The organism is Paraglaciecola sp. 20A4 (assembly GCF_011378905.1).
In the GTDB taxonomy this organism is placed as follows: domain Bacteria; phylum Pseudomonadota; class Gammaproteobacteria; order Enterobacterales; family Alteromonadaceae; genus Paraglaciecola.
The window spans coordinates 51,821-70,004 of sequence record NZ_WTPY01000022.1 but is presented as its reverse complement, the minus strand read 5'-3'; the positions used below and the strand labels follow the sequence as shown (position 1 = coordinate 70,004).

16 protein-coding genes and 3 tRNA genes are annotated in these 18,184 nt (G+C 42.9%); 8 read left to right on the top strand and 11 right to left on the bottom strand.

Features of this window, described 5'->3' with window-relative positions; genetic code table 11:
• Nucleotides 1-128 precede the first annotated feature (128 nt).
• The gene (gene astB / locus GQS54_RS17190; protein ID WP_166425175.1) at nt 129-1,469 is read left to right on the top strand and encodes an N-succinylarginine dihydrolase; all 1,341 of its coding nucleotides are present in this window, start codon (nt 129-131) and stop codon (nt 1,467-1,469) included.
• Nucleotides 1,470-1,631: 162 nt separating this feature from the next.
• Here astB and GQS54_RS17185 read toward each other — a convergent pair whose 3' ends face one another.
• Nucleotides 1,632-3,818, bottom strand: a complete 2,187-nt coding sequence (locus GQS54_RS17185; RefSeq protein ID WP_166425174.1) for an Ig-like domain-containing protein — start codon at nt 3,816-3,818, stop codon at nt 1,632-1,634.
• A 125-nt stretch (nt 3,819-3,943) separates the two neighbouring features.
• On the opposite strand from GQS54_RS17185, the gene GQS54_RS17180 reads away from it, so the two are divergent.
• Nucleotides 3,944-5,296 (top strand): dicarboxylate/amino acid:cation symporter, encoded by a 1,353-nt coding sequence (locus tag GQS54_RS17180; protein WP_166425173.1) that lies wholly within the window; start codon nt 3,944-3,946, stop codon nt 5,294-5,296.
• Between the two features lie 178 nt (nt 5,297-5,474).
• Here the strand turns inward: GQS54_RS17180 and lolE are convergent, their stop codons facing one another.
• The 8 genes from lolE to dnaQ all read right to left on the bottom strand — a co-directional run bounded on the left by lolE (nt 5,475) and on the right by dnaQ (nt 11,361).
• Nucleotides 5,475-6,710: a lipoprotein-releasing ABC transporter permease subunit LolE gene (lolE, locus tag GQS54_RS17175; protein WP_166425172.1), complete on the bottom strand. Its 1,236-nt coding sequence runs from the start codon at nt 6,708-6,710 to the stop codon at nt 5,475-5,477.
• 15 nt (nt 6,711-6,725) lie between these two features.
• Nucleotides 6,726-7,409: a lipoprotein-releasing ABC transporter ATP-binding protein LolD gene (gene lolD / locus GQS54_RS17170; protein WP_166425171.1), complete on the bottom strand. Its 684-nt coding sequence runs from the start codon at nt 7,407-7,409 to the stop codon at nt 6,726-6,728.
• A gap of 39 nt (nt 7,410-7,448) precedes the next feature.
• Nucleotides 7,449-8,510 carry a CNNM domain-containing protein gene (locus GQS54_RS17165; protein ID WP_166425170.1) on the bottom strand — a complete coding sequence of 354 codons (1,062 nt, stop codon included), beginning with the start codon at nt 8,508-8,510 and terminating at the stop codon, nt 7,449-7,451.
• Between the two features lie 195 nt (nt 8,511-8,705).
• Nucleotides 8,706-8,782 (bottom strand) — tRNA-Asp (locus GQS54_RS17160).
• Nucleotides 8,783-8,807: 25 nt separating this feature from the next.
• Nucleotides 8,808-8,884 (bottom strand) — tRNA-Asp (locus GQS54_RS17155).
• 32 nt (nt 8,885-8,916) lie between these two features.
• A tRNA-Asp gene (locus GQS54_RS17150) sits at nt 8,917-8,993 on the bottom strand.
• Between the two features lie 182 nt (nt 8,994-9,175).
• On the bottom strand, nt 9,176-10,624 hold the full coding sequence (locus tag GQS54_RS17145; protein WP_166425169.1) for a TIGR03503 family protein: 1,449 nt from the start codon (nt 10,622-10,624) through the stop codon (nt 9,176-9,178).
• Between the two features lie 29 nt (nt 10,625-10,653).
• Complete coding sequence (gene dnaQ, locus GQS54_RS17140) at nt 10,654-11,361, bottom strand: DNA polymerase III subunit epsilon (RefSeq protein WP_166425168.1); 708 nt, start codon at nt 11,359-11,361, stop codon at nt 10,654-10,656.
• An 80-nt stretch (nt 11,362-11,441) separates the two neighbouring features.
• Between dnaQ and rnhA the strand changes: the two genes are divergently transcribed.
• Complete coding sequence (gene rnhA / locus GQS54_RS17135) at nt 11,442-11,903, top strand: ribonuclease HI (protein ID WP_166425167.1); 462 nt, start codon at nt 11,442-11,444, stop codon at nt 11,901-11,903.
• 24 nt (nt 11,904-11,927) lie between these two features.
• On the opposite strand, the gene GQS54_RS17130 is transcribed toward rnhA, so the two are convergent.
• A complete protein-coding gene (locus tag GQS54_RS17130) occupies nt 11,928-12,281 on the bottom strand; it encodes a VOC family protein (protein ID WP_166425166.1) in 354 nt (117 codons plus the stop codon).
• 311 nt (nt 12,282-12,592) lie between these two features.
• Between GQS54_RS17130 and sppA the strand changes: the two genes are divergently transcribed.
• Both sppA and GQS54_RS17120 read left to right on the top strand, forming a co-directional pair.
• Nucleotides 12,593-14,452, top strand: a complete 1,860-nt coding sequence (sppA, locus tag GQS54_RS17125; protein WP_166425165.1) for a signal peptide peptidase SppA — start codon at nt 12,593-12,595, stop codon at nt 14,450-14,452.
• An 82-nt stretch (nt 14,453-14,534) separates the two neighbouring features.
• Nucleotides 14,535-15,044 (top strand): SprT family zinc-dependent metalloprotease, encoded by a 510-nt coding sequence (locus GQS54_RS17120; protein ID WP_240919989.1) that lies wholly within the window; start codon nt 14,535-14,537, stop codon nt 15,042-15,044.
• A gap of 9 nt (nt 15,045-15,053) precedes the next feature.
• On the opposite strand, the gene yfbV is transcribed toward GQS54_RS17120, so the two are convergent.
• The gene (gene yfbV / locus GQS54_RS17115) at nt 15,054-15,500 is read right to left on the bottom strand and encodes a terminus macrodomain insulation protein YfbV (protein WP_166425164.1); all 447 of its coding nucleotides are present in this window, start codon (nt 15,498-15,500) and stop codon (nt 15,054-15,056) included.
• A gap of 255 nt (nt 15,501-15,755) precedes the next feature.
• Here yfbV and trxB point away from each other — a divergent pair, with 255 nt between their 5' ends.
• From trxB to GQS54_RS17100, 3 genes are read left to right on the top strand one after another with little or no spacing between them, the layout of a single operon-like run.
• The gene (trxB, locus tag GQS54_RS17110) at nt 15,756-16,706 is read left to right on the top strand and encodes a thioredoxin-disulfide reductase (protein ID WP_166425163.1); all 951 of its coding nucleotides are present in this window, start codon (nt 15,756-15,758) and stop codon (nt 16,704-16,706) included.
• 58 nt (nt 16,707-16,764) lie between these two features.
• Nucleotides 16,765-17,472, top strand: a complete 708-nt coding sequence (gene aat, locus GQS54_RS17105; protein ID WP_166425162.1) for a leucyl/phenylalanyl-tRNA--protein transferase — start codon at nt 16,765-16,767, stop codon at nt 17,470-17,472.
• Nucleotides 17,469-18,164: an arginyltransferase gene (locus GQS54_RS17100; RefSeq protein ID WP_166425161.1), complete on the top strand. Its 696-nt coding sequence runs from the start codon at nt 17,469-17,471 to the stop codon at nt 18,162-18,164. The genes aat and GQS54_RS17100 overlap by 4 nt, the downstream gene beginning before the upstream one ends.
• The last annotated feature ends 20 nt before the right edge of the window (nt 18,165-18,184 follow it).

The following is an 18,184-nucleotide window of genomic DNA, read 5'->3' as shown; positions in this document are numbered from 1 at the left end:
CGATTGGCAGCAACCCGAAAACCAGTATAATGATCAGCAAGACACACCTTAATGAAGATGGATTTATCATTTTCAAGATAAATTTTTCGCCGTTTTTGAGCGGATATTGATGCGCAGATGAGGATAAGATGAAGCAGTTTGAAGTAAATTTTGACGGACTCGTTGGACCAACCCACAATTATGCGGGTTTATCTTATGGTAATGTGGCCTCGTTAAATAATGCGAGTGCCGTAAGCAGCCCTAAACAGGCCGCTAAGCAGGGTTTAAAGAAAATGAAAGCCCTAGCTGACCTTGGCATGATTCAAGGTGTGCTAGCCCCTCAGGCGCGTCCTGACGTGGATGCAATGAGACGCTTAGGGTTTTCAGGCACCGATGCAAATGTTTTACACCAGGCGGCCAAGCAAGCCCCTGCCATCTTTCAAGCCTGTTGTTCAGCATCTAGCATGTGGACAGCCAATGCGGCAACTGTGTCACCCAGCCCAGACACCGCGGATGGTAAAGTGCACTTCACGCCCGCGAATCTGACTAATAAGTATCATCGCTCACTTGAGCCCCTCGTCACCGGAAATATTCTTAAAGCAACCTTTGCTAACGAAAAATATTTTAGTCATCACAATCATCTGCCGGATAACGAGCATTTTGGTGATGAAGGCGCTGCAAACCACACACGGTTGTGTCAGCAATACGGCGAGAAAGGGGTAGAATTGTTTGTTTACGGCCGCTACGCATTTGATAACAGCAAACCGGCGCCTGTTAAGTTTCCTGCTCGGCAAACCTTTGAAGCCAGTCAAGCCATCGCCCGCTTGCATGGTTTGAGTGATGAGAACGTCGTTTTTATCCAGCAAAATCCAGACCTGATTGATCAGGGTGTTTTCCACAACGACGTGATTTCTGTAGGTAACCAAAATGTACTTTTTTATCACGAGCAAGCCTTCCTCGATACTGACAAAGCGTTGGCCGAAATTAAGCAAAAATACGGTCAAGGGGAGTTGCACTTTATTAAAGTCAGTAGCGAACAAGTCAGCGTACAAGAAGCCATAAAAAGTTACTTGTTTAACACTCAGGTGATTACCCTACCCAACGGTGAAATGGCAATAATTGCCCCTACGGATTGTGAAGAAAACCCAGCAGTTTCAGCATACTTAAATGAACTTGTCACCCTCAACACACCCATTAAACATATACGTTACTATGATGTTAAGCAAAGCATGCGAAATGGCGGTGGGCCTGCATGTCTGAGGTTACGCGTAGCCATGAATGAGACTGAATTGGCTGCTGTGAATCAAAGTACCATGATGAACGATGTACAATTTGAACGACTTAATAACTGGGTCGATAAACATTATCGTGATCGCTTAGCAGTGGATGATTTACGTGATGTGGCGTTGTTAAATGAGTCACGCACAGCCCTTGACGAGCTGACGCAATTATTAAAACTAGGGTCGGTTTACCCTTTCCAAAAAGGTTAGTATTTCGGTCAATCCCCCGAGTCGTTTTACTGACATATTTGCGTTCTAAAAGAGGTAAAAAAGGCCGGAATCATATATTTGATACCGGGCTTTTTGTTACTTGCTATATTTTCGCGCGCTTTCAAATACTCTAATGTGATGATTCAACGCGACAAGGTAGCGTTATAATGTATCGTTACAGTTGAATGACTCACCATAAGGGTTAGCAGGTGGGCCTGATACGGGGTTGGTTAAATCACTTGCTGCAACCTCTAAATCATAATCGCGTTGCTCAGAGGATTCGCTGCCTTGAGATTCGCCATTGGTAGTAATTGACACTGTGGTCCATTCGCCAAAAGCCTTAGGGTAACTTAACGTAAAGATCACTTGGCCATTTTCATCGGTTACACCTTCAGACTGGACAGCCACGACATTGCCCGGTGTTAATTGCTCATCCCCATTAATGTCTTCATCCGCATCTAAGATACCATTGCCATTGATGTCCTCGTTATCACAAACAACTGTGACGTATTTGTTCCAACGGTTCAGTGTGGTGTCAAAAAGCCAATACCCCTTTTTGTACGTGCCACCAACGTTGAATGCTTTTGGTGGAGCAGAAAACGTAATATCAGCATTTTCAACTGGATTCGAGTCAGGGTCAGTCACGAAAGCAGAGAACTGTTTGGTATAAGATGACTCGGTAGGTGACTGAATTATATTCCCCGTTCCAAACACGATATCAAAAGGTTTATCGTCAACAGTAAGCAAAGTAAATGCTGATACGCTTTGGGTGTCATCCACCGTGCCGTATACCTTGACCCCTTCAAAGGTGCTTAAGGCATTTGATGTGTACACGGTTTTGGCTATGCCACTTCTATCTGTGGTGGCCTGATTAGGGGATATCTGTCCGCCGCTCACATCATCCAATAAAAAATTAATGGTTTTGCCTTTGACTAAGTTCCCCTGGGCATCACGCACGACTGCGCTTATGGTGCTGATTTCTCCTGTTGGGCCAATTGAGTCTGGTGTAGCATCAACAATAATATCGTCAGCGATGGTTGCCACAAATTCAACTTGTACCCTCGCTGTCACTTCATTGCTGTTGCTGTCGACACCGGTAGCCGACACAGTGGCAAAACCAGCGTTATCTGATGAAATTAAAAAGCTTACCAGCCCGTCACCGTCAGTAGTTTTAGTCGTTGTGGCTACTGTGCCCCGAGAAGTCGTAAGCGTGACTTGTCCGCCAGTGACGCTTTGGTTATTCGATAACCAGGTTAGCCCTAATGATGCTGATGTATTTAGCGCAATTTCTTCATCAGGCGCTTCAGTGAAACTAAAATTATCCGGTTGCACAGTAACACTGAATTCACCTTGGTCATTTAAGGCGCTAGCGCTAATTGTGTCGATACCAGGGCTGTTGCCAGTATAAATAACAGTAACTTGCCCATTGCTTGCAGTCGTCGGTGTTGTATTACTCAACCCCCCATTCGCCGCAGATAAATTAATCTGTTGATTAGCAATGCCATTACCATCTGAATCGAGCAAACTTAAGGTTAACTCAACCGGATCATTCAATATCACTGAGCTGGGGCCATCAATATTGACCGTGGTGCCCACAACGGAAATCAATAACGTTTGAGTCAGTGTCCCTGTTGTTGCTGTTACCTGAATAGCGCGGTTCTGTCGGTTATTTTGGGTCGTTAACGTTGCTCTTGCCTGCCCGTCAGTGCCAGTAGTACCTTGCGTAATCATCAATGCAGCATCGGCATCCGCTGAAAACACCACATCAATCCCTTCCATTAAAACATTTTGCGCGTTCTTAACAAGGGCGACCAGCTCAACACTATCGGTGCCACTTGAGGGCAATTGCACAGCGCCCGCGAATAAGGCGAGAGCTTGGGGCTGCACATTCGTCTGGGTAGTGCCAGTTGATGTAAACGTTGTACTGGCTGTTTCACCGTTACTTAGCGTTGCAATAACCTCACCTGCTCCTGAATTATCGCCAACCAGCAGGGTAATTTGAGCTTCACCTGATGTACCAGTTGATGCGGTACCGGCATTATTATTGAACACCGCTAAACCTTCAGGATTGAAAGTAAACGTCACGAGCTTATCTGTCGCTAGTGCCCCATTATTATCTGTCACTCGGGCAGTCAATGTTAAAGGGGTGGACGCGCTTAATTGAGTCGCAGTTTGTTGATTGGCATTTTTGAGTGCCATCGATATGGTATAGGTGAGTGTTTCATTTGGACTACCTCCGCCCCCCGAAGCATTGTCGTCTCTAGAAAGACTATTCTCTGAGCCTCCGCCACAAGCAAGTAATGCACATAACACAAAGCCGCTCAATAACAAATTTGCGCGTCGAAACATATAAATAGTCCTTTTTATCCGTCGGTTAGCAAACACTCGATGTCACATATGCGCACATTTTATTTGTTCAGCTTATTGAGCAAACTTGCTAACCTATGGGCAATAATAATAAATTCAGGAAAATCATGAGCCAATCACTCCCCTCCACCCCCGAAAAGTTTAGTTTAACTGCCAGAATATTTCTCGGCATGCTAGCTGGCATAGTAATAGGTAGCCTTCTCCAGCAACTGTTTGATGATAGCGGAGATTTTTCGTTTAGTGTATTTGGGTTTGAGGTTTCTACGTATGGACTTTTAGTCGATGGTATATTTAACGTCGTTGGGCAAATATTCATCGCGAGTCTAAAAATGCTAGTTGTGCCACTGGTCTTTGTTTCTTTGGTCTGTGGAACTGCTAGCTTGTCTGACCCAAGTAAACTTGGACGCTTGGGCGGTAAGTCAATATTGCTATACATAGGTACTACCGCAGTAGCTATCTCTTTAGCGGTAGGCTTTGCGTTACTGGTCTCACCTGGTGATTCAATTAGCATGACAACCGATGCGGCTTATCAAGCCAAGGAAGCGCCTAGTTTAGGTCAAGTGATTATCAATATGATGCCGTCTAATCCGGTCAATGCCATGGCTCAAGGCAATATGTTGCAGATCATTGTATTTTCGGTGCTTTTCGGTGTGGCAATGTCGATGGCAGGTGCAGCTGGTAAACGTTTAACCGCGATGTTCGAAGATTTAAGCGAAGTCGTCATGAAACTCGTGACTATTTTGATGAACTTAGCCCCTTATGGCGTTTTTGTACTGATGGCGAAACTCTTTGCCACTATCGGCTTTGATACCATTGCAGGCCTACTGAAATACTTCTTGCTGGTGATGTTTGTATTGGTTATCCACGCGTTTGTATCATACCCGATCATTCTGAAGTTATTCAGTGGTTTGAGTCCGGTCATTTTACTTCGAAAAATGCGCGACGCCGCTATTTTTGCCTTTAGTACATCAAGCAGCAGTGCAACGCTACCAGTGACCCTTGAAACAGCAACCAATAAACTTGGTGTTAAATCGTCGGTAGCCTCATTTACGATCCCGTTAGGGGCCACAATCAACATGGATGGCACTGCGATTATGCAGGGTGTTGCGACTGTTTTTATTGCGCAAGTTTACGGCATTGACTTGTCGCTGGGTGATTACATGATGGTCATACTTACTGCGACATTAGCGTCAGTTGGAACTGCTGGTGTACCCGGTGTGGGCTTGATAATGTTAGCCATGGTGTTGCAACAAGTTAATTTACCGGTAGAAGGTATTGCCCTTATTATCGGAGTTGACCGTTTGCTTGATATGACACGCACCGCAGTTAACGTGACAGGAGACTGTATGGTGGCTTGTATTGTAGCGAAAAGCGAAGGTGAGTTTGATATTGACCGCTACAATGACCCTGATGCAGGCGTAGAAGAAGAAACATTACATGCTCCGCCTAAGCCAAATTAATCTAGCTAAGAAAATGGAAAACAAAAAGGCAGTGCGCTAGCGCACTGCCTTTTTTATATCTGCTGTCCCATCCTGAAATAATCAGTGCCTACGTGGCATGAATCCATTTAATAAATGTCTTAAGCTGCCAAGCTGCCTATATGCATTAATCTGTCTGTTATAAGCCTTAGAGCGACCATTAATGACCTAATACCGTGGCTGGATTAACGTTGGCTGCTTTTCGGGCGGGATACACTGTGGCAAGCAACGTCAGTGTTAACGCGATCAAAGCGGTAATGTATACCTCATGCCATTTCAGTGCTGAGGGTAAAAAGTCGATAAAGTAGATATCACCAGATAAAAACTGCACCCCGGTCAAATGCTCAAATCCTCTGGCGACAGTAGTTAGGTTTAACGCCATCAACACACCACAAATAACGCCAATCAGAGTACCAATAACGCCATTAATAAGGCCTTGCAGCATAAATATTAGAATGATAGTTCGCTCAGTAGCGCCCATGGTTTTTAACATCGCAATTTCCGACTGTTTTTCATTTACCGCCATCACTAACGTCGACACAATATTAAAACAGGCAACACCTATCACCAATATAAGGGTGATATACACCACAACCCTTACCAATTGTATGTCTTGGTATAAATGACCTTGGGTACGCGTCCAATCAGACATATACACTTCTTGCGCAAATCCATAACCTATTTCTCGTGTGATCATCGGCGCCAGAAATGGGTCGTGGTAGCGAAATCGCAGACCTTGCACACCGTTTGTCACGCCTAGTGTTTGTGAAGCAAGCGGCAAGTGCATATAGCCAATGTGATTATCGAGTTCACCGCCAATATTCACCACTGCAACTACATTTAACCAAAGTGTTTTAGGTGCACGAATAGATAAATCGTTACTTAATTGAGGCAATAGTAGTTTGACTTTATCTCCTAGCTCAATACCAAGTTTTCGCATCGCACCCGCGCCTAACATAACGCCTTGTTCATCATGGCTAAACGCTTGCCATTGTGCGGTTGGTACGCTACTTAACATACCGTCATGCTCGGCATATTTTGTATCAATACCGACCAATTCGATGGCCTTCATCTTTTTGCCTTTTTGCAACATGCCGGTAGCTTTAGTGTAAGGCTGAATGGATTCGATTCGAGGATCGACCTGCAACGATTTTATTTCGTTTTGCCAGTCTGAAATGCCAGCACTGCTAACAGCGTATAATTCACCATGGGGAATAATCGAAAGTAAACGGTCTTTTAACTCTTTTTCGAAGCCATTCATAACAGATAGCAGCAATATTAGCACGAAACAACCTAATGCGATGCCCACCGTAGATGACGCTGAAATAAAGGAAATGTAGCCATTTTGCTGCTTACTGCTGCGAAAACGCCAGGCGAGTTGAAAAATTAACTTCATCTAATCGACTCTTTATTAATCATGTTGTGGACTTAATTGGCCATTAACCAGACTAAGAGAGCGGTCAAGACGACTCGCTAACTGAATATCATGTGTCACCACAATAAAGCTCGTTTGACTGAGCTCGCGTAGTTCATTGAGTAACTGATAAATGCCCTCACCTGTTTTTGCATCGAGATTACCAGTGGGTTCATCAGCTAACACCAGTTTCGGTTTATTGACCAATGCCCGAGCGATTGCTACGCGCTGCCGCTCGCCGCCAGATAACATACTGGGGCGGTGAGATAGTCGATGCTCAAGGCCAACTTTTTTAAGCATTATTTCTGCGTGATGCAAAGCTAGTTCACGTTTTTCATTGGCGATTAAGCGCGGCATAGCAACATTTTCAAGGGCACTAAATTCCGGTAGTAAATGGTGAGCCTGATAGACAAACCCTAAGGATTGATTACGAAATTTGGCCTGTTGGGCACTGGAAAAGGCAAATATATCTTGCTGTTCAAACAACACATAACCTGACGTTGGCTGATCAAGGGCGCCTAGTAAATGTAATAAGGTGCTCTTACCTGAACCTGACGTGCCTACAATGGCTATTTGTTCCGATGTATTGACTGTTAAATTAACGTCACTAAGAATGTGTACGCTATTTTTACCATCGTCATATTGCTTGGATAAATGAACACAGTTCAACAGTTCATGCATATTGCTATTTGTCCCTTAATTCGGATTGCTAGTGTAGCGTTAGGTCTTTTTTTGCGTTGATTTTCTAAGAGCTTCTCGTTCTCGGCGTTTCCACATCAACCGGGCAAGTTTTTTCATACTCACATTTTTATCATTTTCATCTACTATCTCTACCCCAAGCAAGGCTTCGGTAAGATCTTCGTCAGTCAAAATACCTTCTAACCCACCATACTCGTCCACCACAAGTAACATATTGGCGCGCTTTGTATGCAGAGGATGTAATGCTGCAGAAAGAGGCATACTGCTCAACAGAGTCACCATATCTTTGCGATACACACTTAATGGGTTTTTTTCATTATTGCGGATCATGGCTAGCAGAATATCTTTCTTTAATACATAACCGGTTATTTTTTCTGGCTCTGATTGCTCGTAAATAGGAATACGCGAAAACTCAATGGTGCCGTGCTTATGATAAAAAGCTTCAACCGTCATATCCTGAGGCACCGAAAATATTACCGTTCGGTGCGTCATAGCATTTTTTATTTTTAACACATCCAATGACAACAGGTTTTGCAGAATATTGGCTTCCTGCTTAGCAATTTGCCCCTCTTTGTAAGATTCATCCGTCAATACAGACAACTCGGCTTTACTTAACCCTTTTAAAGGTGAGTCGTCACTAAAGCCAGCCGTTAACTTGTTTGCCAAGATCACAAAAGGATAAAGCACTAAAATAAGGTATTTTAGAAAATAAGCGGTCGGCGGAGCTAATTTACGCCAAAACGTGGCACCTAATGTTTTGGGAATAATTTCTGAGAAGACCAAAATAAATAATGTCAAAATACCAGAGATAACGCCCATATAAACTTCACCAAATACAGCAACGGCTTGGGCTCCTGCTCCAGCGGCGCCCATCGTATGGGCAACGGTGTTTAAAGTAAGAATAGCGGCTAGCGGATTATTAATATTTTGCACTTGCTTGCGCAATAGAAAACCACTTTTATGATTTTGCTTTTCCAGAACAGAAATATAAGCAGAAGAAACGCTTAAGATAACCGCTTCAGCAATGGAACATACAAACGACACACCCAGAGCTAAGGCAATATAAAACAATAATAAAATCAAGTTAACTCACCAATATTACGCGATGTGATTATGCATCACAGCACGGCAAAATTTAGAGCAAGCAGTTTACCTGAAGCATATATTAATGACATGAATTTTAATGATGGAACGACAAGATATAAAGAGGATTTTGTTGCAAATTTTTGCCAAGAACTGACACAAGTATATTAGAATATCACTATAAGAAAAATTTAATGGCGGAACGGACGAGACTCGAACTCGCGACCCCCGGCGTGACAGGCCGGTATTCTAACCAACTGAACTACCGCTCCCCATATAAATTTTTTGTTTTGAAATTGGCGGAACGGACGAGACTCGAACTCGCGACCCCCGGCGTGACAGGCCGGTATTCTAACCAACTGAACTACCGCTCCGCTGTTTCAAAACCGAAAGTACTAAAAGAAATTGGCGGAACGGACGAGACTCGAACTCGCGACCCCCGGCGTGACAGGCCGGTATTCTAACCAACTGAACTACCGCTCCAGTTTCTTTAATACTTTCAACGGGTTAAGAAGTTAATCTAAGACCTTCCCCTCAACCGCGGCGCAGATAATACGGTTAACCCTACATTGAGTCAACTGCTTTTTCTGAATTTTATCGGTTAATTTCAATATTTATGTTTGTTTGCCTATCCATTGAGCAATTTGACCAAAATGCGCACAACATTAGCCTTTACTGGCAGGCTTATCTGATTTCTCTTTGGCTTTTTTATCTTTGCTTTCTTTAGCAGAGTCATCATCATCGTCGGTTTTATTGCGTGAAAAACGTAATTTAAGGCGCGCGATAAAACTTAGCTTAGCTTTTTCATCATTATCAGTCGTGGGCTTATCATTTAATATTTCATCAACCGTGGCCGGTTTCTCTTTGGTCACAAACCATATCAGTGCCCCACCCACAATGAGCAAGAATAGATTAATACCAATAATCAGTGACACTAAAGTCGACGTTGCCATTTCCGGTTCAACATTAGGCTCGATAATAGGTGCTGATACCGTGCCATCTTCATTTAATACTTGGCCTGGCTGTAACGCTAAAGCGTTTTCATCAATCGCAGCAACGACAACGGGCTCTTCAGTTAAAAAACTAAATTCAGGTACATCCAGTATTACCTCACGTCCATCGAGTGTATTGCCAAAAGCAGTAATCTTTATTCTATACACGCCAAATTCATAATTTACGATTGAATATTCACGCACATCCGCAGACATATCGGTAATCGAAAAATTTTGTATATCACCATTGGGGAATTGAACTTTACCGTCAATTAACAGCGAGGATATATCCATGTGCTCACGGTCAGCATCAATCAGTAATTTATGGTATCCCCCAACGCCTGTAGTTTTTTCCACCGAGATATGGATTGGATTAGGATAGAGCATCACGGGGGCATCAACTTGCTCTCGTGAAAACATCGGCGTACTCACCCTGAAGGTTGGGATCCATTCGCCAGCAGCAACAGACAAGTTAAACTGCCCAGTGAACGTTCCATCTAAGGGCGTCTCATCCATCCCTTGACCATTGTCTTCAAAAGTCGCTATGGTTTCAGTGTCAGCGCCAAAGTTATTAAAATCTGGATTGTTGGTACTGGAGAATTGCATATTTAAGGTGACGACATCCCTAAATTCAGCGTAATTTATTGGCTCGCCGCCATTGGTCAAGTAAGCCGTCTGTTTAATAATTTCGCCAGAAAATATGACGCTTGGTAAGGGTTCTGCGTGTAGCATTAAATCACTGATAACCATTACACGACTATTGGGTGTGATATTGCCTATGGCTTGCCAAGGTCCGGGCATGGGCTTTTTAATACTGACCATATCGTATGTAGCAGTATCAAACCAAAAAACGTCTTCACCATCGGCTTGAGATTGATAGATTTTACTACCGTCTGGCCGCACCAACACTACCGGAACGCTGCCATAATCATGGAAAAAGACCATGGTTATCTCATCAACTTCGTAGTCTATTCGAAAACGATTTTGCAACAACTCGATACTATTTTGAAACGCGGTGCCAAGTGATTCAAGAGGCGGTTGCGCATCTTGTTCTGTTGGAGGTGTTTGTGCGCTGGCAATAACAGAGAATAATAGCGCACTAAATAACAGAGGTTTTATCATAGCGTCTCAAATAGTTAATAGGTTGGCGTTTATTCACGCCATAAACAGGAACCGCCTTCTTTGTTGACGAGGTCCAAGCGCTTTTCGTGCTCAGCTAATTCATCGGCTGTAGCGCGCAAAACCTTTAACTGATTCGCATTTGGATCAAGTCTGCGAATACGTTCTACTTGCCCTCCGCCATCAGAATTAGATTTACCGGACAAGTTAAGATCAGTCTGCCCACCGGTCATCATCAAATAGACATCGGCAAGTATTTCAGAATCTAATAAGGCGCCGTGTTTTTCTCGATGTGAGTTATCTATCCCATACCGTTTGCACAGAGCATCAAGATTATTTTTTTGACCTGGATGTATCTGTCGGGCCATGCTCAGGGTATCTAATACCGTACACATATCAGCGGTTTTTTTACCCTGCATGGACGCTAACCGCGCAAACTCGTGATCCATGAATCCCACATCGAACGGCGCATTATGAATAACCAACTGAGCGCCGGTGATGAACTTGACGAAATCCGCGGAAATATCAGCAAATACAGGTTTATCCAACAAATATTCGTTGGTGATCCCATGTATCTCTATCGCTTCTTGTTCTATTAAACGCTGAGGATTAACGTACACATGGAAGGTATTTCCCGTCAAACGGCGATTAAGTAATTCCACACACCCTATTTCAATAATCCTGTGGCCTTGTCTTGGGTCGATACCGGTGGTTTCTGTATCAAGTACTATTTGTCTCATGAGCTCTCAATTTGTTTCAGGGTGGCGTTAAGTTGCTATTACATTATACTGCGAAAAATTTTAAATGATTGATAAATGAAATGAAACACTTAGAAATTTATACTGATGGTTCTTGTTTAGGTAATCCTGGGCCTGGTGGCTATGGCGCTGTATTAGTATTTGGTCAACATAGCAAAGAGTTAAGCCAAGGATTTGTTCATACGACTAATAACCGTATGGAGCTGCTCGCTACTATAGAAGCACTTGCTAGCTTAACTGAAACCTGCAAAGTTGATTTGACGACAGATAGTCAATACGTAAAAAACGGCATCAACCAATGGATTAAAAACTGGCGTAAAAATGGCTGGCGTACATCTGACAAAAAACCGGTTAAAAACGTTGATCTTTGGAAGCGCCTCGATGAACAAGTTAAGCTGCACCAGGTAGATTGGCACTGGGTCAAAGGTCACTCTGGCCACCCTATGAACGAGCGTTGTGATGTGCTTGCACGCGATGCAGCGTCAGGCAAAGATCTATTACCAGATTCTGGCTTCCAGCCTTAGACAAATGATAAGTAGTTAAAATAACTACTTATCATTCCATACTGCATATTCGTTGCCGTTGGGATCTGTGAAGTGAAAACGTCGACCGCCAGGAAACGCGAAAATAGTTTGCACAATTTTACCGTTGTGGCTTTCAATTTTTGCTTGCGTAGCGGTTAAGTTATCACTGTATATAACCACTAAGACACTTCCCTTGTTTTGTGAGACCACCTGTTGTGAATAAAAAAATCCACCGTCAATACCAGAATCGGTTATTGCCACATATTCAGGCCCATAGTCGATAAACTGCCAGCCAAATACTTGGCCAAAAAATTCTTTCGTTGTCGTTAAATTCTTTGATGGGATTTCGATATAGTTAATTTTGTGATGAATTGACATACTTTTCCTTTTTTATCTTGTTCGCGAACAATTAATCAGCTTCCGCCTCAGCATATAGTTCGCAATTAGTGGCTGAATTAGCACAATCATTCCCTAGATTAGTTAACCTCGATGCATAATTTAACCAACAATAGTGCTTATGTGAGGTGTACTGTCTATGAAATAGTGAATTTCACTAAAATGCAGCTATCGTTTGATTTTACGCGGAAAAATGCAGCATAAGTTACATTAATTTACACTTGTGGATTCTAACATAGTCATATTTTGGTTAGGATGCAGCATCGTTTTTAAGTAAGTGAACCAATATAAATATGTCTACCGATAAAAGTTGGACCAAATCATTCTTTAGCGGAATTTGGTCAGTACTCAATTTTAGCCGTAAGCTATTCTTTAACATTATCTTTTTAATTATATTCATTGGAATTATCTCTTTGTTCTTTAGAGATAATGGCCAAATAGGCGTGCAGCAAGATTCTGCTCTAGTCCTGAATTTAAAGGGTGATATTGTTATCCAAAAAAATGCAATTGATCCCTTCGAAGAATTTATGCAGCAAGCGATGGGTCAAGCAAATGAAAAACCCGAAGTATTGTTACAAGATATATTATTGACAATAGATAACGCTAAACAAGATCAGCGCATCAAAACCCTAGTACTCGATTTGCAGGAACTTAATGGCGCAGGCTTAGATAAACTCGAGCAGATTGCTCAAGCAGTAGATGACTTCAAACTTAGCAACAAACCTGTTTACGCCATTGGCGACTATTACACCCAAGAACAATATTACATAGCCAGTCATGCTGACCATGTGTATATGAATCCTATGGGCTGGATGCTATTTGAAGGTTACGGCCGATTCGGTATGTATTACAAATCTGCCTTAGAAAAAATAAAAGCCACGACACACGTATTCAAAGTCGGCACGTATAAATCAGCGGTAGAACCTATACTACGCGATGATATGTCACAACCCGCAAAAGAAGCCAATAAAGCGTGGTTAAATGCGATGTGGTCACAGTATAAAGACGGTGTTGCTAAAGCTAGAGGAATGTCGCCCAACAATTTCGATGAAAAAGTCGAAGACTTTATGGTCAAATTTGAAAACGCTAATGGTAATTTTGCTCAGTACGCAGTTGATAACGGTTGGGTAGATGGCTTAAAGACCCGCGAGCAAGTGTTACAAGAGCTTGTTTCGCTTGTGGGAGAAGATGACTCAAAACGTGGCTACAAACATATTGCCTTTAAAAATTATCTGCGCATTGTAAATCCACCCTTGCCACACCTGAGTTCTAATATGGATAAAGTCGGTATCGTTGTGGCCAAAGGCACCATTTTAAATGGTGAACAAAAGCCAGGTACAGTGGGTGGCGACAGCACCGCTGAATTACTTCGAAAAGCACGACTTGACGACAGCATTAAATCTGTTGTGTTGTATGTAGATTCGCCCGGTGGTAGTGCATTTGCATCAGAGATCATTCGTCAAGAAGTAGAAAATCTTAAAGCGGCCGGTAAACCCGTTGTTGCTCTAATGAGTACCTACGCTGCGTCCGGAGGATATTGGATATCCGCCAGCGCTGATGAAATTTGGGCAGCCCCCAGTACTATCACAGGTTCAATTGGCATTTTTGGTATGTTCGTCAGCTTTGAGAACACTCTAGACTATTTAGGCGTTCATACAGATGGAGTGGGTACCACAGACTTCGCTGGTATGGGGATTACACGTGGTATTGATCCTAAGATGGGTCAAGTGTTGCAGCGTGGTATTGAACATGGTTACGATCAATTTATCAGCTTAGTGGCAAACGAACGCCATATGAGTAAAGCAGACGTTGATAGCATCGCCCAAGGGCGTGTTTGGATAGGCGAAACCGCGTTAGAATTAAACTTAGTTGATCATCTTGGTTATATTGATGACGCTATCTCTGCAGCCGCACAGCGCGCGAATCTGACGGAATACGATGTTACCTATGTCGAAAGAACGTTAAACAGTAGTGAGTTGTTTTGGAACGAACTATTCGCAAATGCATCAGCTGTGTTAGCAAAAACTCAATTCGCGCAAAGTGACGGCAAACTCATGAGTCTAATAAGCAAAGTAACCGCTGATTTTGACAATGTGGTCAAATTAAATGATCCACGCGGTGTTTACGCTTTCTGCCTAACCTGCGATATTTAACGTTAGTAATATTTACACCGTGCCTAACGCAATTGCGTTAGGCACGGTGGATCCGGTTAAATTGACGTAGCAGTATCTAACAATGACTTTTCCTCCCCCCTCGCCAACAACACTTGAAGACATGCAATTGAATATTATTGCGCGCGTTAATACCTGCGTAACACATGCTAACAATCGGTTAGCAATCAATCTTGCACAACCAACTATTAGCTTTGATCAACGTGGAAAGATCGCAGGATGCGCCCGCTTACAAAACAATACGCTTAAATTTAATCCCGTTTTATTGGTGGATAATTACGCGACATTTATGTCTGAAGTCGTACCTCATGAAGTATGTCATCTATTGACTTATACCCTGTTCGGTCGCGTTAGGCCCCATGGCAAAGAATGGCGTAGTCTGATGAGTCAATTGTTTCGATTAACGGGGCACACCTACCATAAAATGGATGTCACTAAAGTAAGTGGTAAAACATTTCCGTATGTTTGCGAATGTGGCCAAATCGAACTGAGTATTCGCCGCCACAATAAAGTCCAAAGGCAACAACAACGATATATTTGTCGCCAATGCAGTGAAATTTTACAGCCGCTTTAAGGCGTAAGGTCAGAACCAACGTTGTGTAAATGCCTTATCCAATTCATCAAACGCGGTTTTAAGTAAATCAGCTAATTCTTTATATTTCGGACGGGATTTAACTTGTGCCACACTACATCCCTGTTGTTGCATCTTATGATGAATGTCACGGTACCAAATCAAGGTAGACGGGGGTAGCCATTGATTAGCGCGGTGCCCAAGCCATAATAATCCTTGAACAGGAATAGACAGAAAGAAAATAGCCATCGCCACAGCGTTCGGCAGTGTTTCTAAACCTGTCACTGAATAGGCCATAGCAACCGTCAATACCGCTAATGGTGGCATGGTTTTGATGGCTAACTTTGTCGCAGCAATCACTCTGCACTCTGGGAACATTGGGTACAGTTCTTTCTTTAGTGGCCAAGTTTGCATGTATTGCTGACCATCTTTGAACAAGGTAAAAACGGATTGTGCCATGAGTAACCTACTTTTGTCGGATCGCCCCTTAGGGCATGGTAACGATGTTAGCTAAAAGTTGTTCTTTTAGAAAGTAGCCAATGGCATTAGTTCACGCCAAATACGATAGCAATCTTAGATATAGCAATTTTTTTATCTTAAAAAGATTGAAAGTTTGCTGTCTAGACGCATTTATAGAGGTAATGAGGGGGGAACCTCTTTACCTAATTGGCGCTATTGCATAAAATCGCCCACAAATTCATTTTGGAGACATTAATGTCTGAATCAAGGCACGTAAAATTACTTATTCTAGGCTCAGGCCCTGCGGGTTATTCAGCAGCAGTTTATGCAGCTCGAGCAAACTTAAACCCAGTACTGCTTACCGGCATTCAGCAAGGTGGACAGCTTACGACCACAACTGAAGTCGAAAACTGGCCGGGCGACGCCGAAGGTTTAACGGGTCCTGATCTGATGGTTCGCATGCAACAGCATGCTGAAAAATTTGATACTGAAATTATTTTTGATCACATTAGTAAAACGGACTTTTCCAAACGTCCATTTACCTTAGTTGGTGACCAAGCGACTTATACCTGTGATGCTTTAATTATCTGTACTGGAGCATCGGCTAAGTATTTAGGCATGGAATCAGAAACCGCATTTATGGGTAAAGGTGTATCAGCCTGTGCGACATGTGACGGATTCTTCTATCGCAATCAAAAAGTCGCTGTTATTGGTGGCGGCAACACTGCTGTTGAAGAAGCGCTTTATCTTTCAAATATCGCCTCGGAAGTGCATGTTATTCACAGACGTGAAACATTCAGAAGTGAAAAAATTCTAGCTCAGCGTCTATTAGACAAAGCCGAAAACGGTAATGTTACATTGCATTTAAATAGTACGCTAGATGAAGTCCTTGGCGACCAGATGGGCGTAACAGGCGTACGGATAAAATCGACCACCTCTGAAGAAACCCAAGAATTAGACGTTATGGGGCTTTTCGTAGCGATCGGTCATCAGCCCAATACGGCTATTTTCGAAGGTCAACTCGAAATGAAAGATGGCTATATTAAAGTCAATAGCGGTACGGCCGGTAATGCCACCCAAACAAGTGTTGAAGGGGTATTTGCTGCGGGTGATGTGAGTGATCATGTTTATCGCCAAGCGATCACTTCAGCAGGAACAGGCTGTATGGCCGCCCTCGATGCTGAAAAATATTTAGACGCACTTTAAAAACGCTTTCTTTGGGCCTCCTTTGAGGCCTTTTTCATTTTATATCCACTGAGCCTGTATGATTGAACTCTTTCAATTAGATAAATCCCTGGACTTTCCATCGCCAGTAAACGCCTTAAATGATCCCCCTGGTTTACTTGCTTTTGGAGGGGATTTGTCGATAGCCCGATTATTACATGCCTACCAACACGGTATATTTCCCTGGTTTAGTACCAATGAACCCATATTATGGTGGTCGCCCGATCCAAGAGGTATCCTGCCATTAGACAATTTTATAGTATCAAAAAGCCTAGCCAAATTTATTCGCAAAACATCCTATAAAGTGACAGTAAACCTGAACTTTGAAAAGGTTATCCGAGCCTGCGCTGAAGTACGCCGGCAAGTTTCAGGTACCTGGATCACCCAAGATATGATAAATGCCTATATCGATTTACATCATTATGGAAGCGCCCACTCTATCGAGGTTTGGGATAACGATACGTTAGTCGGCGGCTTATATGGTGTTACGCCTGGTAATCTTTTTTGTGGCGAATCTATGTTTCATTACGCGACGAATGCTTCTAAGCTTGCTATGTTTTATTTAGTTACGTTACTACGGGAAAGTGGCTGCAAATTTATTGATTGTCAGTTGCAGAATGATCACTTAGCGAGTTTGGGTTGTATCGAAATTCCTAGAAATGATTTTCTAAGTCAACTTAAGCTTGCGGTTCAACAACCCACTCCCACTTCACTGTGGCAATCTAGGGAATTAACTAAATCGCAATGAAGTTTGGTATCAGTCAAAGCTTTACCTGCAGTTATCTGCCGAACGAGCAAGAAACCTTATTAGTCTATGCTGAACAAAATGGGCATAACAGCTATTACGAAATGCTAATGGGCGCAGGCTTTCGCCGTAGCGGAGCGCAAATTTATCGACCTCATTGTGAAGCCTGTCACGCTTGTCAGGCTATTCGGGTTCCGGTGAATGACTTTGTAGCTTCTCGAAGCCAAAAACGTATCTTAGCCCGTAACAGCGACATTACAGTGGTACTCAGCGAAGAAGACAAGCCTGGTTACTATCCGCTTTACGAAAATTACATTAATTCTCGTCATCAAGATGGAAGCATGTACCCTGCCACGCCAGAACAATACGCCAGTTTTGCCCATGGCGAATGGTTGGCTCCCCTCTACATAGAATTGCACCTTGAGGGTAAATTGGTTGGGATAGCCGTCACCGATCCACTCGAAAAGGCATTATCGGCTGTTTACACGTTTTTTAAGCCGTCACTTGCTCAACGGTCACTCGGTACGTTCGCAGTGTTGCAACAAATTGCGATTGCGAAGCGTCTGAATAAGCAGCATTTATATTTGGGTTACCAAATAGATAGCTGTCAAAAAATGCATTACAAGCGCAATTTTTTACCCCATGAGCGTTTTATTGAGCAAAAATGGCAGTTAATTTCAAAAAAAGACTGGTAAAGCTTTACACGACCGCCTTT

Coding starts and splice junctions, on each gene's coding strand:
- astB (WP_166425175.1), top strand. CDS start 129: ATGAAGCAGTTTGAAGTAAATTTTGACGGACTCGTTGGACCAACCCAC.
- GQS54_RS17185 (WP_166425174.1), bottom strand. CDS start 3,818: ATGTTTCGACGCGCAAATTTGTTATTGAGCGGCTTTGTGTTATGTGCA.
- GQS54_RS17180 (WP_166425173.1), top strand. CDS start 3,944: ATGAGCCAATCACTCCCCTCCACCCCCGAAAAGTTTAGTTTAACTGCC.
- lolE (WP_166425172.1), bottom strand. CDS start 6,710: ATGAAGTTAATTTTTCAACTCGCCTGGCGTTTTCGCAGCAGTAAGCAG.
- lolD (WP_166425171.1), bottom strand. CDS start 7,409: ATGCATGAACTGTTGAACTGTGTTCATTTATCCAAGCAATATGACGAT.
- GQS54_RS17145 (WP_166425169.1), bottom strand. CDS start 10,624: ATGATAAAACCTCTGTTATTTAGTGCGCTATTATTCTCTGTTATTGCC.
- dnaQ (WP_166425168.1), bottom strand. CDS start 11,361: ATGAGACAAATAGTACTTGATACAGAAACCACCGGTATCGACCCAAGA.
- rnhA (WP_166425167.1), top strand. CDS start 11,442: ATGAAACACTTAGAAATTTATACTGATGGTTCTTGTTTAGGTAATCCT.
- GQS54_RS17130 (WP_166425166.1), bottom strand. CDS start 12,281: ATGTCAATTCATCACAAAATTAACTATATCGAAATCCCATCAAAGAAT.
- sppA (WP_166425165.1), top strand. CDS start 12,593: ATGTCTACCGATAAAAGTTGGACCAAATCATTCTTTAGCGGAATTTGG.
- GQS54_RS17120 (WP_240919989.1), top strand. CDS start 14,535: ATGACTTTTCCTCCCCCCTCGCCAACAACACTTGAAGACATGCAATTG.
- yfbV (WP_166425164.1), bottom strand. CDS start 15,500: ATGGCACAATCCGTTTTTACCTTGTTCAAAGATGGTCAGCAATACATG.
- trxB (WP_166425163.1), top strand. CDS start 15,756: ATGTCTGAATCAAGGCACGTAAAATTACTTATTCTAGGCTCAGGCCCT.
- aat (WP_166425162.1), top strand. CDS start 16,765: ATGATTGAACTCTTTCAATTAGATAAATCCCTGGACTTTCCATCGCCA.
- GQS54_RS17100 (WP_166425161.1), top strand. CDS start 17,469: ATGAAGTTTGGTATCAGTCAAAGCTTTACCTGCAGTTATCTGCCGAAC.